Annotated in this window: 18 protein-coding genes and 1 tRNA gene; 6 read left to right on the top strand and 13 right to left on the bottom strand. The window is 32.4% G+C overall.

Features of this window, described 5'->3' with window-relative positions:
• Positions 1-135 precede the first annotated feature (135 nt).
• Positions 136-711 (top strand): hypothetical protein, encoded by a 576-nt coding sequence (locus B2989_RS03530; RefSeq protein ID WP_292944214.1) that lies wholly within the window; start codon positions 136-138, stop codon positions 709-711.
• On the opposite strand, the gene B2989_RS03525 is transcribed toward B2989_RS03530, so the two are convergent.
• The 9 genes from B2989_RS03525 to B2989_RS03485 all read right to left on the bottom strand — a co-directional run bounded on the left by B2989_RS03525 (position 708) and on the right by B2989_RS03485 (position 12978).
• Positions 708-2231 carry a GH3 family domain-containing protein gene (locus B2989_RS03525; RefSeq protein ID WP_292944211.1) on the bottom strand — a complete coding sequence of 508 codons (1524 nt, stop codon included), beginning with the start codon at positions 2229-2231 and terminating at the stop codon, positions 708-710. The genes B2989_RS03530 and B2989_RS03525 overlap by 4 nt on opposite strands.
• 210 nt (positions 2232-2441) lie before the next feature.
• Positions 2442-3911 (bottom strand): IMP dehydrogenase, encoded by a 1470-nt coding sequence (gene guaB / locus B2989_RS03520; RefSeq protein WP_292944208.1) that lies wholly within the window; start codon positions 3909-3911, stop codon positions 2442-2444.
• A gap of 73 nt (positions 3912-3984) precedes the next feature.
• The gene (locus B2989_RS03515) at positions 3985-6411 is read right to left on the bottom strand and encodes a TonB-dependent receptor family protein (protein ID WP_292944205.1); all 2427 of its coding nucleotides are present in this window, start codon (positions 6409-6411) and stop codon (positions 3985-3987) included.
• Positions 6392-7756 carry an HTTM domain-containing protein gene (locus B2989_RS03510; RefSeq protein WP_292944202.1) on the bottom strand — a complete coding sequence of 455 codons (1365 nt, stop codon included), beginning with the start codon at positions 7754-7756 and terminating at the stop codon, positions 6392-6394. Before B2989_RS03510 ends, B2989_RS03515 begins: the two co-directional genes overlap by 20 nt.
• A 59-nt stretch (positions 7757-7815) precedes the next feature.
• Positions 7816-8913, bottom strand: coding sequence for an imelysin family protein (locus tag B2989_RS03505; RefSeq protein ID WP_292944199.1), 1098 nt, complete (start codon positions 8911-8913; stop codon positions 7816-7818).
• Positions 8914-8997: 84 nt separating this feature from the next.
• Positions 8998-10206 (bottom strand): DUF4856 domain-containing protein, encoded by a 1209-nt coding sequence (locus tag B2989_RS03500; RefSeq protein ID WP_292944196.1) that lies wholly within the window; start codon positions 10204-10206, stop codon positions 8998-9000.
• 217 nt (positions 10207-10423) lie between these two features.
• Positions 10424-11287 (bottom strand): hydroxymethylglutaryl-CoA lyase, encoded by an 864-nt coding sequence (locus B2989_RS03495; RefSeq protein ID WP_145000099.1) that lies wholly within the window; start codon positions 11285-11287, stop codon positions 10424-10426.
• Positions 11288-11316: 29 nt separating this feature from the next.
• The gene (locus B2989_RS03490) at positions 11317-11943 is read right to left on the bottom strand and encodes a LysE family translocator (RefSeq protein WP_292944191.1); all 627 of its coding nucleotides are present in this window, start codon (positions 11941-11943) and stop codon (positions 11317-11319) included.
• The gene (locus tag B2989_RS03485) at positions 11944-12978 is read right to left on the bottom strand and encodes a quinone-dependent dihydroorotate dehydrogenase (RefSeq protein ID WP_292944188.1); all 1035 of its coding nucleotides are present in this window, start codon (positions 12976-12978) and stop codon (positions 11944-11946) included. It lies immediately after the preceding gene.
• A gap of 107 nt (positions 12979-13085) precedes the next feature.
• Here B2989_RS03485 and pepT point away from each other — a divergent pair, with 107 nt between their 5' ends.
• From pepT to B2989_RS03465, 4 genes are all read left to right on the top strand, one after another.
• Positions 13086-14327 carry a peptidase T gene (pepT, locus tag B2989_RS03480; RefSeq protein WP_292944185.1) on the top strand — a complete coding sequence of 414 codons (1242 nt, stop codon included), beginning with the start codon at positions 13086-13088 and terminating at the stop codon, positions 14325-14327.
• Positions 14328-14338: 11 nt separating this feature from the next.
• A complete protein-coding gene (locus B2989_RS03475; protein WP_292944182.1) occupies positions 14339-15421 on the top strand; it encodes an SMP-30/gluconolactonase/LRE family protein in 1083 nt (360 codons plus the stop codon).
• A 23-nt stretch (positions 15422-15444) separates the two neighbouring features.
• Positions 15445-15882, top strand: a complete 438-nt coding sequence (locus B2989_RS15350; RefSeq protein WP_349676213.1) for an SET domain-containing protein-lysine N-methyltransferase — start codon at positions 15445-15447, stop codon at positions 15880-15882.
• A 122-nt stretch (positions 15883-16004) separates the two neighbouring features.
• The gene (locus tag B2989_RS03465) at positions 16005-16382 is read left to right on the top strand and encodes a hypothetical protein (RefSeq protein ID WP_292944176.1); all 378 of its coding nucleotides are present in this window, start codon (positions 16005-16007) and stop codon (positions 16380-16382) included.
• Between the two features lie 176 nt (positions 16383-16558).
• Here the strand turns inward: B2989_RS03465 and B2989_RS03460 are convergent.
• Positions 16559-16640: transfer RNA gene (locus tag B2989_RS03460), tRNA-Tyr, on the bottom strand.
• A 184-nt stretch (positions 16641-16824) separates the two neighbouring features.
• Positions 16825-19203 (bottom strand): TonB-dependent receptor, encoded by a 2379-nt coding sequence (locus tag B2989_RS03455; RefSeq protein ID WP_292944173.1) that lies wholly within the window; start codon positions 19201-19203, stop codon positions 16825-16827.
• 163 nt (positions 19204-19366) lie between these two features.
• Here B2989_RS03455 and B2989_RS03450 point away from each other — a divergent pair, with 163 nt between their 5' ends.
• Positions 19367-19969, top strand: coding sequence for a YdeI/OmpD-associated family protein (locus tag B2989_RS03450; protein ID WP_292944170.1), 603 nt, complete (start codon positions 19367-19369; stop codon positions 19967-19969).
• 51 nt (positions 19970-20020) lie between these two features.
• On the opposite strand, the gene yajC is transcribed toward B2989_RS03450, so the two are convergent.
• Together yajC and B2989_RS03440 are read right to left on the bottom strand one after the other, a co-directional pair.
• On the bottom strand, positions 20021-20317 hold the full coding sequence (gene yajC / locus B2989_RS03445; RefSeq protein WP_145000117.1) for a preprotein translocase subunit YajC: 297 nt from the start codon (positions 20315-20317) through the stop codon (positions 20021-20023).
• Positions 20317-20832, bottom strand: coding sequence for a DUF1573 domain-containing protein (locus B2989_RS03440; RefSeq protein WP_145000119.1), 516 nt, complete (start codon positions 20830-20832; stop codon positions 20317-20319). Before B2989_RS03440 ends, yajC begins: the two co-directional genes overlap by 1 nt.
• Positions 20833-20868: the final 36 nt, after the last annotated feature.

The raw sequence follows: 20868 nt of genomic DNA, 5'->3' as shown, positions 1-20868 counted from the left end.
CACAACCTAAGCGTTGTGCTTTTTTTTATCTAAATGTGTTAAAAAACATTAGTTAAAAGTTAAATGGTTTTGTCTTTAGTTATTATAACTTATATTATTTTAATGATGTTGATTAAACTAATTATCTTAACGCTAATGACAAACCAATTATACCCTAAAACCGTAATACCTGAATCTATAAAAAATGAAATCGAAACTGCTTTGTCTTTTTATCCAGAATTAAAAGACACTGCAATTAATTTTGAATTCAAAAAAAACATTAAAAAATCGACTATGCAAGCACAACCAACTGCTAGTAGTTTTTTAAAAAGAAAAGGACAACGATCTTATAATATTTTTATAAGCGAAACTGTAAAAATTTCTGGTGAAGTTTTATACACAGTAGATATGCCACAAGAGGTATTAATAGGGTGGATTGGTCATGAGCTAGGTCATGTTATGGATTACAAAAACCGAAGCAACCTCAACCTGATGTGGTTTGGTGTAAAGTATTTATTATCCGACAATCATATTGCAACTGCAGAGCGTGCTGCTGACACTTATGCTGTACAATCAGGAATGGAACAATACATTTTAAAAACAAAGGCCTTTATATTAAGTCAAGCAAATTTAGAGCAATCTTATATTGCACGAATTAAAAAATATTATTTATCTCCAGAAGAAATCATGGAAATTATAAATCAAAGAGATGCTAATCTTTCTGAGTCTTAATTTTTAGCAACAAATGCTTCCCAATCCTTAAACTTATCCTCTCCCATGACACGTTCCATTTTAACTTGACCTCCTTTTTTCTTATTAGCTCCACTCCATTCTGCAAAAACCTCTGGACTAATTACTTCTACTTTTACGCCTTCTAAGGCTTTACCTCTAGCAACTTTGTAGTTTTTATTAGCATTTTTTAAAAACTCATCTAAGGCGTTTGCAATACTACTATTTGCTTGGTTTAAACCTTCAGAACCTATATACCAACTATGGTAAAAACCATCCTCAAAACGTTTAGCACATAAAGTATATTCTGGGATTGTAGTGTTAAATTTTTCTTCTAAGTGCCTAATAGCATCATCCAATTTATTTACTGATAATTGCGATCCGACTGTATTTAAAAAAAACTTAGTACGACCAGTAATCTTGATTTCGGCACGCTCAACATCAGTAAACTCAATAGTATCTCCAATTAAATAACGCCATGCACCACTTACTGTACTAATAATAACTACATAATCTTGATCTAATTGCACGTCTTTTAAAGTCACACTTGGTGCTTCGTTTTTTAAAGATCCATCTGGATTAATATATTCTGGTTTAAATGGTACAAACTCAAAATAAATTCCGCCATCTGTAACCAATTGCATCGCATCAGTCTCTGGTCTAGCTTGAAATGCTAAAAAACCTTCTGAGGCTAAATAGGTATCAATCACAGTTACTGGTTTTCCTAATAATGCATTAAAACTTTTTTGGTAAGGCCCAAAAGCAACACCACCTGAGGTATACACTTGAAGGTTTGGCCAAACATCGTGAATGTTGTCTACTTTATGATAGTCGATAACCGTTTTTAACATCAGTTCCATCCAAGACGGAATTCCGCTTAAAGCGCCAATATCCCATTGTTTAGCTCGTTTTGCTATGGTCTCAACACGCTTATCCCAATCTTCAATTTTAGCTATATCTTCACCTGGTTTATAAAACCCTTTAAACCAAGATGGAATATTACTAGCTGTAATACCACTTATTTCTCCTTCTAAATGATCATCTTTTTCTTTTAAATTGGTAGAGCTTCCCAACATCATCGCCTCTTTACTAAAAAACTCGGCTGGCAAATCAAAATTACTTAATGCTGTGACTTGGTCTATTCCTGCTTGCTTAATTGCAGATAACATATCATCAGTCACAGGAATACGCTTACTAATTTTTCCTGTGGTACCAGAACTTAATGCAAAATAAGACGGTTTTCCAGGCCAAGTGACATCCTCTAAACCTTCATGTAATTTTGACCACCATTTGTCATTGATTTGGTTGTAATCAAAATAAGGCACACTATTAGCAAAAGCAACTTCTGGATTATCTGCTTTGCTTATTACTTCAAAGTCATACGCCTTACCAAACATGGTATCTTTAGCAGTACTCAATAAGTTTTGTAATACTTTTTGTTGTGCTTCTACAGGATTAACTTCCGGAGTTAATGCCTCCTTTATGTTTATGGCACCTTTAATAATGTTTCCTATAATTTCCATGCTAAATATTGTTGGTTATGATGGTATATTTTGAAGCAAATACCTTTACTAATTTTATAGTTTGAAAATAGAAATATTTAAGCACTTCTTTAGTGTCGTTATAGTAAAATTAACAATTAGATCTAATTGGCTACAACAACATAAAATTTTCAAACAATAAAAAAGCACAACCATTGGTTGTGCTTTTTTATAAAATATTTGACTTAAAATCTATCTAGAATAATTAGGAGACTCTTTAGTAATGGCAACATCATGTGGATGACTTTCGTTGATACCTGAAGCGGTAATTTTGACAAAGCGTCCTGTGTCTTGTAAAGTGGCAACATCTTTTGCTCCACAATATCCCATTCCTGCTCTTAAACCTCCTATAAATTGGTGTAAGCTTTCATATAATTCTCCCTTATAAGGTACACGTCCAACGATACCTTCTGGTACTAATTTTTTAATATCGTCCTCTACATCTTGGAAGTAACGGTCTTTACTACCTTGCTTCATAGCTTCAACAGATCCCATACCTCTATACGATTTAAACTTACGTCCTTCATATATAATAGTTTCACCTGGACTTTCTTTTGTTCCTGCTAGTAAGGATCCTAACATAACTGTATCTGCTCCTGCTGCTAATGCTTTAGGAATATCTCCTGTATATCTAATTCCTCCATCTGCAATTACTGGTACTCCACTTCCTTTTATTGCTGCTGCTACTTCTAGCACTGCACTAAATTGAGGGAAACCAACACCTGCCACAACACGAGTCGTACAAATAGAACCTGGTCCAATACCAACTTTTACTGCATCTGCTCCTGCTTCAACTAAATATTTAGCTGCTGCTCCTGTTGCTATATTACCAACTATAACGTCTAATTTTGGGAATTTTTTCTTAATTTCTTTTAACACATTTACCACACCTTTAGTGTGACCATGTGCAGTATCAATGACAATAGCATCGACACCTGCATTTACTAAAGCTTCGGCACGATCTACAGCATCTCCTGTTACACCTATAGCTGCTGCTACACGTAAACGACCAAAAGTATCTTTATTTGCTATTGGCTTTTGTGTTAACTTAGTAATATCTCTAAAAGTAATTAAGCCTTCTAACTTATCACCTTCGACAATTAAAAGCTTTTCAATTTTATGTTGTTGTAATATTTTTTCGGCATCTTTTAAAGACGTTCCAACAGGAGCTGTTACTAGATTCTCGCTAGTCATTACTTCAACTATTGGCCTGTTTTTTTCATGCTCGAAACGTAAATCACGATTGGTTACAATTCCTTTTAATAAACCATTATCGTCTACTATAGGGATACCACCAATACCATGCTCTCGCATTGCATTATTAGCGTCTGCAACTACTGCAGTCATTGGTAACGTTACAGGATCTATAATCATACCACTTTCGGCACGTTTTACTTTACGTACTTTAGTCGCTTGCTGCTCTATAGTCATGTTTTTATGTAACACACCAATACCACCTTCTCTAGCCATAGCTATAGCCATTTGACTTTCTGTAACGGTATCCATAGCTGCAGAAACTATTGGTACGTTAATGGTAATGTTACGTGTAAATTTTGATTGAATGTTGACTTCGCGAGGAAGAACATCAGAAAAAGCAGGTACTAAAAGGACGTCGTCGTAAGTTAATCCTTCTCCTACTATTTTATTTTCGTGTGCTGTCATTGCAATTAGAATTAATTGCGAGTAAAGATACGTTTTATATATTAATCAAACTGCATAATTAACGGATTGTTGCTTAAAATTTAACCTCTAAGGTTGTATAAAAATTTCGGTTAGCCGAAGGAATGATTCCTGGTCCTGGATATCCTGTTGCACGTCTTGTATAATAAGCGTTATCCAAAAGGTTGTTTACTCCTGCTTCTAGCTTAAATTGTTTGTACTTGTACGACAAAGACACATCTAAGACATCGTATGAAGGAATCTCTCCAATGACACCACTTAAATTACCGTCAGTCGCATTAGTCGCATCTGTAAATTGAGAGGACAAATAGGTATATTGAATATTAGATAAAAAGTCTTTGTAACCTAATCTTACACCTGTTTTAAAGTTGTAGTTTGGTATAAACTCCACCTTACTACCTTCTACTCCAAGCTCTTCAGATTTTGTATACTCTGAGTCTACATATGAAAAATTGACATAATAGTTAAGTATATAATCTTCGTTTTTTAACAGCAGGTTTTCTAAATTAAATTCTACTAAACTCTCAATACCATACATCATGGCATCACCAGCGTTTCCTCTTTCACTTTTAATATTTCCGTCTGCAATTACACGTTGCACAAATCCTATTCTGTCATTATAAAATAAGCTAAACGCACTAACATCGTACGATATATTGTTAGACCATTTGCCTCTTACTCCTGCATCTACAGTAAATCCGCTTTCGTCGTCAATATCTGGACTAATAATAAACGCTGGATTATTAATGCTTATATCAGAAAATGTTACTGATCTGTAGTTTTGCGAAATATTTCCGTAAACCTCAAACGCAGTACTTGGTTTATAACTTGCACCTAAACCTAATAACACAAATGAGCGTTCTTTGGTTAAGTCATCTTCAATTTTTTCATTTAAAATAACATTACCTGCAGCATCTGTATTTATACGTCTAAAAAAACCATCACTTTGGGTGTTAATATATTCAAATCTAAAACCAGGAGTTATAGATAGCTTATCGTTTAAATACACAATGTTTTCTCCAAAAACAGCTAGATTTAAATTAGGGTAAGTAAAGTTAGATTGGTTACTGTAATTTGGAAATGCATCATACTGAAAATCAAAATTGGGATCAGAACCATCACTTCCAGGACCTTGCTCAGAGGTATTTTCTGCTTTATAAAACTTAGCACCAAGTAAGCCAATGGACTTTTTACCAAACAAATCATAGTTGGTTAAAACTCTGGTTTCAAAACCATAGTTATCAAATTCTCCTTTTATTAAATCTCTAACACCATTACTGTCCGGTTGATCCACACGGTTAGTCCTAAATCCTAAAGCGTCTCTAGATGCATTTAATCCAAATGCATTAAATGTAAAGTTTGTGTTTTCAGAAAACTTATGAGACAGTTTTAAATTATACAGTAACCAATCCACCTGAAACCAGTTTCTAGAACGATTACTTTGGTATGGATCTGCTTCAAACTGATCATCGTTTAATCCTCCACCTTGTTTAGCTAAGTATCTTAAATAAGTTACCTCTCCTTCCAACTTAGTATTATCATTAAACTGATATCCTAAATGCGCGTAAAAATTTTTAGATTCAAAATTAGAGTTTGGTCTAAATCCGTCTCCTTTTTTATAGTTAAAAAACGTGTAATAACTCAACTTACCTTTGGTACCACTTGCGCTAGTAAAGTTGGTGTATAGTCCATTACTTCCAACCGTGTTTCTTGAAATCAGTTCTAATGGTTTTTCAGTATTTGGAGTTTTCATTTTAAAATTAACCAAACCACCAAATTGTGTTCCGTATTGCAATGAGGCTGCACCTCTAACAATTTGTATTTCTTGTAATGCCTCTGCAGTTGGTGTGTAATAACTCTCAGGATAACCTAATACATCTGCACTAATATCGTATCCATTTTGACGTGTATTAAAATTAGCAGTACGGTTTGGATCCAAACCACGTCCACCAATATTTAACTGTAAACCTGCATCGTCATTTTGATAAATGTTTAAACCTGCTACTTGACTGTATAATTGTCTGGCATTATTAGCACCAAGATTAGCCATAGATTGGTCTATTAAAACCACTTCCGTCTTTTTTCCTGCGTAAATAGCAGTTTCTTCGACGTCTGCTAATTGTTTTAGGCTAAATAATTTTGCTTTTCTAACGGTAATTTCCACCTCAGACAATGTTGTTTCGCTTAGAGGTAGTAATATTATTTTTAAGTTTTTAGCTTCGGTTGACGTCACTGTTCGCTCTAAAACTTGATATTCGTAATTAAAAAAGGTTAAATTAAGTGTTGCTTTTTCAGTTTCAAAATTAAAATTACCGTTAACGTCAGACTTGGTTATCAACCCCTTAACGTTATCATAAACGCCAACATCGCTTAGTGCTTCGCCATTTTGATTAGTAATTGCACCAGAAATTTGCTGTTGTGCTAACGTGCTAAAAGCAGATAACATCAATAATAGTAATAGGTTATAGTCCTTTAATTTCATCTGTAAATGGTAAAATCCAGTGTTTGTGTTTAAACGATTCTTTTTCTTGGTACAAATTTACGCTTTCGTCAATAAATAATTGGCTTAATCGTCCATTTAAAGCTACATAACTTTTAGCGTACACTTGTACATTTTTATAGCCTTGTTTGGTAAAATGATCGCCTAAATAATGTGCATATTCTAAAATAAAATCAGGCTGAAAACTCATTTGTTTTTCCTGTAAAGGTGTTAAAAAATCGGCATTATTGACTAAAAACGCATTCCCTTGTTCGTCCTTAATTTTAAAGGTTGTGTTTCCCATTTTTTCCATTAACATGACTCGCCATGAGAAGCGATAACCTTCTTCTGTCCAAAACAATTCGCCTGGATACAACAGATATCTAAACGGAAGTAACAATTGCAACACAAAAAATAACCCTAGAATTGGTAGTACTAATTTACGATGCCTTATTGTGTAGACTGATTTAGATGTTATGGGTTGCGCTTTCGCGGAAATAAAGCCAAGCAGCGATTTTAATGTGTGTATTATTTTATGATGAAACGAGGCATCAAAAAAGATTAATGCACTTACTATCATAACAAACGGAAACATCCCAATAGGAAACAAAACACGTGTGAATACATGGAAAAATATGACCATTATAAAAGCTACAAATCGAGTACGTTTGGACAGTAAAAAAAACGGAATTAGTAAATCATATAACATACCTGACCAGCTCATAGCACAATGAAACCAATCTTGCTGCATAATAGTTTCGCCAATAAATGGTAAGTCGTATTTAGAGCGTAACCAAATTTTTAAGGGTTGGGCTTTTAATAACCAATCGCTGTTTATTTTGGCTAATCCTGCGTAAAAATAAACAATACCTAACAGTAGTTTTATAGCGTCTATACTCCATTTAGGAATACTTTTATAGCTAATTTTTGATGTATAGTTATCTAATGAAAAATAAGCATTAGCTGGTAAAAACAACATTAAAAAGCTAAGAATACTTATAAAATAGTAATGATTTAAATAGGTGGTTTTTTCGATTAACTCTATATAAGTAAAACTAATAAAAAAGGTAATTATGGCTAATCTGTATTTATAACCAATAGCGACAAATAAAGCTGACAAACCACAAATAAAAAATAGTAAATAGGTATACTCACCTAAGGATTTAACCCATTCAAAACCGTAATACTTAAAATGAAATTGAGGTTGTACATAAACCGTATCAATCCATCCTTTTAACCAATAACGAATCATGCCATAGCACATCATTAATCCAAAACCAATCCTGAACACAGCCAAAGGAGCTGCATCTGTGGTTTTGTTTAGATATGTTTTTAGGTTTAATTCCATAATATAAAAAAAGGTTGACTCTTTTAAATCAACCTTTTATTTATTATTGTTACTTGATATTAATCTCCATCTGCATCAACATAATCTACGCTTACATTAAAAGCTTGTAACATATCTACTTTTAAAGATATAACTACTAATTGTAAGGCGTCATACGCTTCAGTCATTTTTACACTATCAACTTCAACTTGTGTTTTTAAATCCGCATTTAAATTTTGTATTTTTTGTCTAGCATCATCAATTCTTGTATTAATTAATGTTGCTAAATCTGTTCTGTCCAATGCTACTAAATACTTATAAAAACCTTCTCCAGTTGGAGCTGTACTAGAAGCTTTACCATTAAAAATATTTTGTACATTATCTAAAGCTATAATTGCTAAATCTCTGGAGATTGTTCCATTATAAATAGCTTCTGCTTTGTCTGACAGTGACGTTGCAGAAAATACACCTGCAGGAATACCAAACTTATTAGCACGTAATCCTTTTTCGAAATAAAAAATATAGTCGTTTATAAATTTATTTACTGCACTTGATGCTGTATTTTCTGTACTGTTAATAAATACAGTTCTGTAATTTGTTGTCCAATCCGTTAACACGTTTTGTGTTAAGCTATTCATTTGTGCAATTAAATCTGTTAAGTATGTTACGTAGTTTGCGTTTGTATACTTATTTAAAATGTCTGCATCTGTTGCTGCTATACCATGTAACATGTAGTCTACAGCAGGAAAACCTACTGCATCATTATTAGCAGCTGCTAATAAATCGTAGTTTCCGTTGGCGATATTAGCTTCAATGTCTGCTACTGTTGTAGGATAGACATTCATTTTAAAGTTATATTGTAATATTTCGGCTTGACCGATATTAAAAGGCTCTACTAATTGCCAATCTTTATATGCACTTACAAAAGCAGCTCTAATATTATCCAAATTAGCTTGGTTTGGCGTTGCTGTAAACGTATTATTTACATCAGATAACGTTTGTAAAGCTGATTTTAAATTTTGAATCCTTGGTATAATTATATTATCTGCTAAGTTGGTTTGCATAGCAACTCTATTATAATTATCAGGCGAAGCACTAGTGCTGCTTCCTGTGTCATCAGACTCTGAACAGGCTACTATTACTAACATAATAGCAAAGATGTAAACTAACTTTTTCATAATTAAAATTTTTTCTTTTTCAGTGTGCAAAAATAAAACATAGCAGTCGTTTAAATAAACAACTGCTATAATAAATTATATATTTTATAAACTACTAGCCTGACCTGCAGTAAAATAAAACTGAGCAGCTATAGTATTAGAAATGGCATCTAATGAAGACTCTGTTACATCCCAAAATCCATCTCCTAACATTAACTGATCTAACATTTGTTGTACTTCGTCTTTAGTAAAGTAAGGATCGTTTGTACCTGGTTGTCTTGTAAATTGTAAGCTATAAATAAATCCGTAAGCTTCTGACAATGCATGAAATGCTGATGCCTTATCTAAATCTAAATTAGCTTTACCTTGTTGTAAATAATAGATGGCTCTAATACCAATCACTGCAGATATTTTTCCTCTAATTACTTGTGCTTGTACATCACGTAATTCATAATCTTTAGCAACGATTGCTGCACGACCTAATTTAAATGCGTTATAGATATCTAATGCTATACCTTCAAAATCAGAATCTTCATTTACCTTAGCAACATATTCACTTAAAAATTTATCTGCTTCGTATACTGGAACAGCTGGATTGTCTTCATTACCATATAAGTAACCGTAAGCCTCATCCCATTTGTGCTCCATTGTTGTATAGTTATTTGTACCATCTAATACACCTGCCGAATTATTAGCTTTGTTATCAGCTTCGTCTAAAACAGATAGACTTAAATAATTATTTAACATTTGGTCTACCATCAATGCACCAATTACACCTTTTGCAAATGCTTGATTGTACTCTAAACCTTTGTCATTTACATAACGTGTTGCTCCACCACCAACTTGCTGTAATTGTCCTGCAACTCCTGCTGTTGCTGTTGTTGACCAATTAGGGAATACTGTATTTACTTGTTCTTCAATAAAAAAATCAAAAGTCGCTTTGATGTTATTGGCATCTGTTGTGTTTGCTGAATAAAAATCTGTAGAGGCTGCAATTTTACTTCTTACGTTTTTATCTGATGCGTTTAAATTTGCGTCTGAAAAATCGTTAGCATCTTGCACGTGTGCAAACATGTTATCTAGAATAGCTTCTGTATTAGAAGGGTCTACCATACCTGAAACAATTTCTTGAGCCATTTGGATACGTGTTGTTTGACCACCAAAGCTAACTGTCGAGTTTCCATCTCTTTCAAACGTATACGTATCTGGAGCTATTACATTATTAGTAAAAACCTGATTGTTGTCATCGTCACTGCTACAAGACGTTAGTGCTAACGTAGCAAATGCAGCTAATCCTAATGCGATTTTTTTCATTTTTTTTGTGTTATATTAAGTTTAATTGTTATTTAGACTAATTACAAATAGATTTGCAATTTGACTGCAAAAATAAAAACGAAAAGCATTTCATGCAAGTTTATTTAGAATAAATTTAAATTAAAAACACATAAAGATATTAACAGTATGTAAATCAAAGAGTTACACCTGTTAAAGTTCTTTCATTTTTAATGAAAGTTAATGAGTTATAGTATGGTTAGTGGTAAGCTTTAAATATTTTAGAGGCCTCATTGTAAGCACTTTCAAAAGACATTGCATTTAAATTATTAACCTTTTTTGAAGTTAAATAGGATAACACTTTTTCGGTTGGCATATTACCTGTTAAATCGTCTTTAGCCATAGGACAGCCACCAAAACCTTGGATTGCACCATCAAAACGTTTACAGCCTGCTTTGTAAGCAGCATCAATTTTTTCAAACCAAGAATCTGGTGTGGTGTGTAGATGTGCACCAAACTCGATATCCTTATAATGCGGAATTAAATTAGAGAAGAGATACTCTATATTTTCTGGATTTGAGGTTCCGACAGTATCACTTAATGATAAGATTTTTACTCCCATTTTACTTAAACGCTCAGTCCACTCTCCTACTATTTCCACATTCCATGGATCTCCATAAGGATTACCAAATCCCATGGATATATAGACTACAACTTGTTTATTAGCTGCATCTGCTTGATTTAAAATATCCTGAAGTAATACGATTGATTGTGCTATAGTCTTATGCGTGTTACGCATTTGAAAATTTTCTGAGATAGAAAACGGATAACCTAAATAGTCTATTTCTGGGTGTTTGCAAGCGTCTGCTGCACCTCTAGAGTTTGCTATAATAGATAACAATTTACTACTAGTAGTACTTAAATCTAGTTTAGATAATACCTCTGCAGTATCCACCATTTGTGGAATTGCTTTTGGAGATACAAAGCTACCAAAATCAATTGTATCAAAACCAACACGAAGCAACGATTGTATGTATTGCACTTTTTGATCTGTAGGTATAAACTGTTTAATGCCTTGCATGGCATCTCTTGGACATTCTATAACTTTTACTTGATTTGACATTTTGTATATAATTCTTCTATAAAAATAGTTTAATTTTCTGAAAGGAATATAAAAATTGCAATCCCAATAAAGACAACAATCTGTAACCACTTTAAAACCAACCCAATATTTTTACTTTGTTTTAAATAATCAGAAATAAATCCTGCTAAAATTGCGATTAATGCAAATACTATAAATGACGTAGCCATAAATAATAGACCTAACACATAAAATTGAGTAACAGTATTAATGGTATCACTATATAAATACGCTGGAAAAAATGCCAAAAAGAAAATAGATACTTTAGGATTTAGCACATTCATGATCACACCTTGTTTAAACAACTGTATTAAGCTTTTTTTTGGAGCAGCATCATTACTTAAGCTCACAGTTGCATCACTTTTAAAAACATTAAAAGCCAAGTATAGTAGGTATATTGCACCTAAGCTCTTGATTATAAAAAACAACGTATCACTTTCTTTTATAATAGCAGACACTCCAAAAGCAACTAAAGTAGTATGCACTAAACAACCAGAAATTAAACCACAAACGGTCGCTATACCATATTTACGTCCATTAGTAATGCTTTGCATTAAAACGTAAATATTATCAGGTCCTGGTGATAAAGCTAATGCTGTTGTGGCTAAAATAAATCCGAGAAGTATTTCGTAATTCATTTACCCTTTGTTTAAAATAGCTTTATTAATTTTTTTAATAAGACTTGGTCCTTCATAAATAAAACCTGTATAAATTTGGACTAAGTCCGCTCCTGCTTGAATCTTATCTAAAGCATCTTGTCCAGAATGGATACCTCCTACGCCAATAATTGGGAAGGCTTTATTGCTTTTATCTGCAAGGTATTTAATCACTTTAGTAGATTTATCTTTAACTGGTTGTCCGCTAACACCACCATTACCTATTTCGGCTAAGCGTTCTGCGGAAGCTTTTAAATTAGAGCGATCCACAGACGTATTACTTGCAATTACACCATCTAAATTAGTTTCGGCAATTAGCTCGATAATTTCATCTAATTGAATAGTATTTAAATCTGGTGCAATTTTAAGTAAGATTGGCTTTTGTTTTTCAAACGTGTTATTAGCTTTTTGCACAGTACTAATAAGCTCTAACAAATAGTCTTTATCGTTTAATTTAGCATGGCTACCCACATTTGGGCAACTTACATTAAGTACAAAATAATCTACGTAAGGATGTAAACCGTTAAAACACTCTAAATAATCTTTGGTATAATCCTCAGGCTTAGTTTGTGTGTTTTTTCCAATATTACCACCAATAATAAGTTTTCCTTTATTTTTTTTAAGTTGAATAATGGCTTGTTCTAAACCTTCGTTATTAAAGCCCATTCTGTTAATAATCCCTTGATCGTCTTTTAGCCTAAACAGACGTTTTTTTGGATTACCAACCTGACCTTTTGGAGTAACAGTACCAACCTCTATAAAACCGAAACCAAAGTTTGCCAATTCATTATACAACACCGCATTTTTATCAAAACCTGCTGCTAATCCGACTGGGTTTTTAAAGGTTAAACCGAAAAGTTTTCGTTCTAATTTAGGATCTTCAATAGTATACAAACGTCTATACAATGACGCCATACCTGGAATCTTAGACGTTACTTTTACTAATGAAAATGTGAAATGATGAATTTTTTCAGGATCGAAACTAAAAAATAAAGGTCTTAGAAGGGATTTGTACATCTTAATAGGTTTGCACAAAAGTAATTCTAATTAAAAAAATGAGCAATTCAAAAGCTAAAAAACTTAATAATTGTAACTTTATACCCTGAATTAAAAGTTAAAGGAAAATGATTTCAAAAGAAGATATAATTAAAAGATTTGTAGGTTATGTAACTGTGGATACTGAGTCTGATCCAGCAAGCGACACAACACCTAGTACTGCTAAACAATGGGATTTAGCAAATGCATTAGTAGACGAGCTAAAAGCTATTGGTCTAGAAGATGTCACCATAGACAAGCACGCTTATATAATGGCAACTTTACCTAGTAATGTGGATCATGATGTGCCAACTATTGGATTTATTTCTCATTTTGATACAACTCCAGATTTTACAGGTGCTAATGTAAAGCCTCAAATTATTGATAAATATGATGGAAAAGATATTGTTTTAAATGCAGCAGAAAACATTGTATTATCTCCTGATTATTTTGAAGACCTACTGTTATACAAAGGTCAAACATTAATTACAACAGACGGAACAACACTTTTAGGAGCAGATGATAAAGCTGGTATTACAGAGATTGTATCTGCAATGGAATATCTTGTTGCTAACCCACAAATAAAACACGGAAAAATTAGAGTTGGTTTTACACCTGATGAAGAAATTGGTCGTGGTGCACATAAATTTGATGTCGAAAAATTTGGTGCAGATTGGGCTTACACCATGGATGGTAGCCAAATTGGAGAATTAGAATACGAAAACTTTAATGCTGCAGGAGCAGTTGTAAAAGTAAAAGGAAAAATTGTACATCCAGGTTATGCTAAAGGTAAAATGGTTAACTCAATGTACATTGCTACAGAGTTTATCAACTCGTTGCCAAGATTAGAAACTCCGGAACATACTGAAGGTTACCAAGGATTTTTCCACCTGTACGCTATCTCTGGAGAAGTTGAAGAAACTGTTTTAGAATACATTATTAGAGATCACGATTTAGGTCATTTTGAAGCTAGAAAAGAAATGATGCAAAAGTTAACCGATGAGCTTAATGAGCAATATGAAAGAGAAGTTGTGACTATTGAAATTAAAGATCAATATTTTAATATGAAAGAAAAAGTGGAACCTGTAATGCATATTGTTGATATTGCAGAAGAAGCTATGAAGCAATTAAATATCAAACCATTGATTAAAGCCATTCGTGGTGGTACAGACGGATCGCAATTAAGTTACATGGGCTTACCTTGTCCAAACATCTTTGCTGGAGGACATAATTTTCATGGACGTTATGAGTATGTTCCTGTGGAAAGTATGATAAAAGCAACAGAAGTGATTTGCAAGATTGCCGAAATTACTGCAGAACAAAACAAGTAAAATAAACAACTATGAAAAAGTTATTTCTTTTAACCTTTATTACGTTTAGTCTTATAGCCTGTAAAACGGATAAAACTAAAACAACAATAGATACTGTAAACCAAGCCATAAAACAAGATAGCATTAAAGTTACCAAAGTAGCAGAATTTACAGGTCAACAAGTTACAGGTGTTACAGTAAGCGATTCTGGTCGTGTTTTTGTAAACTTTCCGCGTTGGAGACCTACAGTTAAACATTCTGTCACAGAAGTAATTGGCCAACAATCCATTGCTTATCCAAATCAAAAATGGAACAGTTGGACCACTGATGCTAAAATAACAGATTCTGTTTTTGTAGCTGTGCAATCTGTTGTAGCTTCTAAAAATCAACTGTTTGTAGTAGATACTAGAAATCCATTTTTTAAAGGTGTACTATCAAACCCAAAGCTATTTGTATTTAATTTAGACAATAACAGTTTGCAAAAGGTCTACACCTTAACTGATGCTGTATTTTTTAAAGACTCTTACATAAATGATGTACGCATTGATAGAGAAAATAACATGGCTTATTTTACAGATTCTGGACATGCAGGTTTGTTAGTTTTAAATTTAGAAAGTGGATTATTTAAACGTGTATTAACAGACCACAGCTCTACAACCTCTGAGACAGACCATCTAACTATTAATGGTACACAGTGGAAAAATAATGTTCATTCTGATGGTATAGCACTTAATCCATTAGATAATAAACTGTACTATCATGCTTTAACTGGCTATACTTTATATGCTATACCTACGACGTTATTGATTAATGGAAGTGATAAAGCTATTGAAGTTGGAGTAGAAACTATAGCCAAAACAGCTGCTCCTGACGGAATGATATTTGACAAATATGCCAATTTATATTACGCAGACTTAGAAAATAATGCTATTATAAAAAGAACTCCAGATGGTCAAACAACAACGGTTGTTGAAGGTGATTTAGTCCGTTGGGCAGATACTTTTAGTATTTTTAATAATGAGTTATATTACACTAATTCTAGGATAAACGAAATCACAGGACCAATACCTACCATGACGTTTCAAGTAAATAAAATAGCTTTAGAGGAGGAGTAAAATTATAATTTCACTTTAATTAGATTCACATTAAAACAACACCTACACAAAACAATACTATTGACGCTTTAGAAGCAGACTATTTATATGTCAAAACCTCTCAGATACATGAAGCAGGTAATGGGTTATATACTGCTATAGATATATATAAAGATGAAATTATTTCTATTTTTAAAGGAGAAATTCTTGATGCATCAGAAGCAGCAAGCAGAGTACAACAAAACCTAGATCGTTATTTTATTAATTTATTAGATGGTCGCATCATGGATAGTATGCATACCGACTGTTTTGCTAAATATGCAAACGATAGTAAAGGTAAAAACAATAGTCCATTAAAAAACAATGCTAAAATAGGTTTAGACGATGATGGCAATGTTTGTATTATAGCAACAAAACAGATTGTTTCTGGTGAAGAAATTTTTTGTGGTTATGGTAAGCAATACTGGAAAAAACACAGATAATTTAAAACGAGATAAAGTTTTATCATTAATTTTAAAATAAACATCTACAATTGATTTTTTCTAAGGACAAAAAAAATTAAATTTGCATCAAAAAGCAACTAACCCTATTTTAATCTTACCCTTTGGAAAATAAACAAGCCATTACTGTAATAGACCGTATTCTGAAAAACTTAGACGCTACAGGTATTACTTCAGATACATTAATAGACGATATTAAAACTTTAAGAACTTATACTATTGAGGTAGAAAACCCTTTGGCAGTAAAAGTCCTTCGTTATACTTACGAGCATATCGAAAATAACGACTCTTTTCTTATTCCAATACCAGAGGATACACCATTAGAGGATGAAGCATTAGAATCTGATACAGAAGATGTTACAGAAACAGAATTAGATCCAATAGAGAGCTTAAAGTATGTGATTTCATTAATTAGAAATCTTGACAATGCTTCTAACATATCAGATTTAAAATATTACAAAAAAGCTTTAGTAGAATTTTAATTTATAAAAAGCAATTATAAGTTTAATAGACTTATTTATATAAATAAAAGCCTTTATCAGTATATCTGTTAAAGGCTTTTTTTTGTGAAATTATATTAAGACATATCTTAGAATAAATAAAATTATAACGCAAAAAAAAAGCCTTCTTAAATTTAAGAAGGCTTTTTTTAAAAATGTGGGGAGAGCAGGATTCGAACCTGCGAAGACGTAGTCAGCAGATTTACAGTCTGCCCTCGTTGGCCGCTTGAGTATCTCCCCAAAACTGATTGCAAATATATTTAAGTTTTACTATTAAACAAACAAAAAAGTACTGTTTTTTGATGTCATTTTTTTCGGTATTGATTTTTAATAAGTTAGCTTCAATTTATTTTTAATTAAAAATAATAAACTAAAAAAAGCGTAACAATTTTAGTGTTACGCTTTAAAGACTAACTCAATTTATTTAAAATTTGTAGGTCAAAATTCCTGCAAAATTTCTTGGGTCTGTTTGATTAATATAGCTTGTTCTATAAGCGTTGTAACCTATTGCATCAAATACATTATTAACCAACACTCTAAAATTCCAATGGTTATTTAAAGTATAAGCAACTTGAGCATTGACCTGTGTGTAAGCTTCAACATTAAAAGGCTCTTGATTTGGAACTATCCCTTGGTGAGTAACAGCACCTGAACTCCAATCATTAATAGGTCGTTCGCCAGTATAATATACTCCTCCTCCAACAGACAAACCTTCAAGTTGTTGTTTAAAGCTATAGTTAGCATAAATATTAAAAGTATGCTTTGGTGTGTTTAATGGTGCAGATCCATAGACATAAGATGTATGCTCCTTATACTGTGCATCAATGTATGAATATCCTGTAATTACTTCCAAGTTATCCAAAACACGACCGCTTAATTCCACTTCTACACCTTTTCTCTCATCATTACCACCTTTTGCATAATATCCAGTTTCTTCCCAGTTAATATCATAAACAGGAAGGTTAATGTCTTTATTATTTATTTTAAAATAAGTTAAGTTAAAACGCAACCTACTATTTAACCAATTAGTTTTAATACCTGTTTCAAATTGATCATAACGTTCGTTACCTAACTCATTACCATTAACATCTAATCTAGTTCCTGTTCTAGGATACGAACTGTTTGTATAAGAAGCAAACAGGTTAATGTTTTTTAATGGTGATATAATAATACCTCCTAATGGATTAAAAGCATCACTTTCGGTAGTTTCAGTGTCTGTAATTGTTCTTGTTTTACTGTAACGTAAACCAAAAAAACCTTTTAAATATTTATTAAAAGTAATCACATCCTGAGCAACAAAGCCAAAAGCTTTAGATTTTGCAGCTAATGCGGATTGTGTAGACAGTGCAATATCATTTGGTAATTTATTACTATTACTTGCAAACACATCTATAGTATCTATAATAGATACATTTTGCGAAGTTGTGTTATAATTAGTCGTACGATAATCAAAACCAACTTGAAATGTATGAGAAATAGCTCCTGTTTCTAATTGATCACCAACTAAATCAAATTGCAGCACACTGTTATTATCTGCTCTTGTAGACACCGAATAACCTCTAGATTTTTGATTATATATTGCGTTACCATCAACATCACTAACAACACTACCTAAACTTGCTCCTTTGTCATCCAAATCCAAATTTGACTTATAATAGGCACCTTTAAGACTCAACTTATCTGATAACTCACGATCAAATCTAACTGCATATGTTGTGTTAGTTGTTAATGATTTATCATTCTCAAAACCTAAAAATTGATCATAAGGTAAATCATAAATCAAATTCTGGTCATTATCTCCAAGGTTAATAGTACCAACGTCTGGTGTCCTACTATCTTCAAAATAATCCAACTCAAAAGTTACAGTCGTTTTGTCGTCAGCTTTCCATTGAAATGAAGGATTGATATAAAATCTATCAGAAGTAATTCCGTCTCTATAACTATCAGCACGCTCTAATGCACCATTCAATCTAAATGCAGTCGTTTTAGATGTAGTTAAAGGTCCATAAACATCAAAAGTTGTTCTTGCTTGACCAAAGCTTCCTCCTCTAAGTGACACATTGCCTCCAAATTCATATTTAGGTGTTTTGGTTACAATATTAATTATTCCACCTGGACTTCCTAAATCTGTAGCAACACCTTGTGTAACTGATGCTGCACCTTTTAAGACTTGTATATTATCAACACCTTGCATATCGGTTAGTATCCCTTGACCTCTAAAATCTGAATGTACTCTAACTCCATTTTTTAAAATAGGAATCCCTCTAAATCCACGAGAAGACATACTCTCCCTTTTATTACCATAGGTTGCAAATGTATAAACTCCAGGTACATTTTTTACAGCATCCGAAATGGTTAAATTACCTTGTTGTTCAATCACTTTTTCAGAAATAATAGAAATACTCTGAATTTGCTCATAAGGCGCTAAAGGCAATCTGGTTAAAGCCTCAATTTTATCTGGATGAGTAAAACGACTTCCAAAAACTTCAACTTCGTCCAAATCGCCATCATATTGTAATTTAAACGCTATAGATTTCGTTTCATTATCCGTAATAGTTATGTCTTGTTTAATTGACGTATAACCTACTGAAGACACTTTGATAGTATAACTTCCAGCCTTTACATCTTCAAGGATAAAAAACCCATCAATATTAGCTGACACTCCTACATTAATCTCTTCTAATAAGATGGTTGCAAATGGAATTTTTTCGTTGGAATTACTAGTCACAACGCCTGTAATTTTGGATTGCGAGAATGATAATTGAACTGCTAAAATTAGTATAAAACTTATTTTTTTAAACATGACACTATTTAGATTTATTATAAATAAAGCGCAAATATAAATCTCATTTTGATAATAGCAAAGTTTATTTAGACTAAATCTAAATAAAAAGTTATACTTATTTGATATAGAATAGAATACCCTTTTAAAAAATAGTATCTTTAAAATTTAACTTAAATATCGAATGAAGAAAATATCATCCATAGAAGAGTATATACAAGATCATCCCAAATTTATAGATTCCCTTAACTATTTAAGACACTTACTTTTAAAGGCTGGCTTAAAAGAAACTATAAAATGGAATGCTCCTGTTTATATGATTGAAGGAAAAAATGTGATTGGTTTAGGTGCTTTTAAACATCATTATTGCTTATGGTTTTTTAATGGCAGCTTATTGACTGACAAACAAAATGTATTACATAATGCACAAGAAGGAAAAACTAAAGCTTTGCGACAACTACGTTTTAATGATACGAGTGATTTATCCGAAACGTTACTAATGTCTTACATAGAGGAAGCCATAATAAATCAAAAAAATGGTAAGAACATTAAACCTATTAAAACTAAAGTAAAAGATAATGTGATACCTGATGAATTACAAAGTGTTTTTAAAGAAGATAATACACTTTTTAAGGCTTTTAAAGCTTTAACACCATCTAAACAGCGTGAATATTGTAACTATATAAGTGAAGCCAAAAGAGAGACTACAAAACTATCTAGAATAGATAAAATAACACCTATGATTATTGAAAATAAGGGTTTACATGATAAGTATAAAAATTGCTAAATAAAAAAGGCGACCAATTGGTCGCCTTTTAATATATAATCTAGCTGTAAATTACTTTTTTAATTCAACAGCTGGCTTGTTTAAAGATTTACTCATTTCCATAGAAATAGCAGAACGATCAAACTTTAATTTTCCAGACATAGTTTCTATAACGCAACTATTATCCTTATCATTAAGCTGTGCAATTTTTCCATGCATTCCGCTTTTAGTAATTACCTTATCACCTGCTTTTAAATCCGAAGCAAAACGCTTTTCTTGTTTAGCACGTTTCATTTGTGGTGCAATCATAAAGAAATACACTACAGCAAACATTGCTATTATAGGTAAAAATCCGCTAATTCCTTCCATTATTGTGTAAGTGGTCCTGGGTTAGCATTTGGATTTGTTCTAAGTGGTGCCTGCTTAACAGGTGCGTTAGGGTCTGGAGTAATAAAAGCTGATATTTTTACAGACTCTTTACCAGTAGCTGTGTTAGCTGTGATATTAATTACTTTAGATGTTTTGTTAGCTCCTTTTCCGTTAAATTTAACAGTAAAAGAATCAGACTCTCCAACAGCTAAAGGTGCTCTAGACCAATCTTGAGGAACTGTACATCCACAAGTACTTTTAATATCTGTAATAACTAAAGGCGCTTCTCCCTTGTTAGTGTAAGTAAATACTGTCTCTTGAGGTGTACCTGATACTATTTGACCAAAATCATGTTCTTTTTTATCAAACTCGATTACTGGTAACTTACCTGATTGTGCATCTCTCTCAGAAGCTGCTACTACATTATTTGCATCAATTTTTGCTGCTGCATCTTGCTTACAAGATGATAAAGATATTAAGCATACTGCACTTAATAGAATCATTACTTTTTTCATAATACTTATTTTAGAATTTGTGTAGTTTATTATTAA

It is taken from the genome of Olleya sp. UBA1516, from assembly GCF_002323495.1.
In the GTDB taxonomy this organism is placed as follows: domain Bacteria; phylum Bacteroidota; class Bacteroidia; order Flavobacteriales; family Flavobacteriaceae; genus Olleya.
Note: the sequence above shows the minus strand (reverse complement) of the source record. Positions and strands in the feature narration are given on the sequence as shown.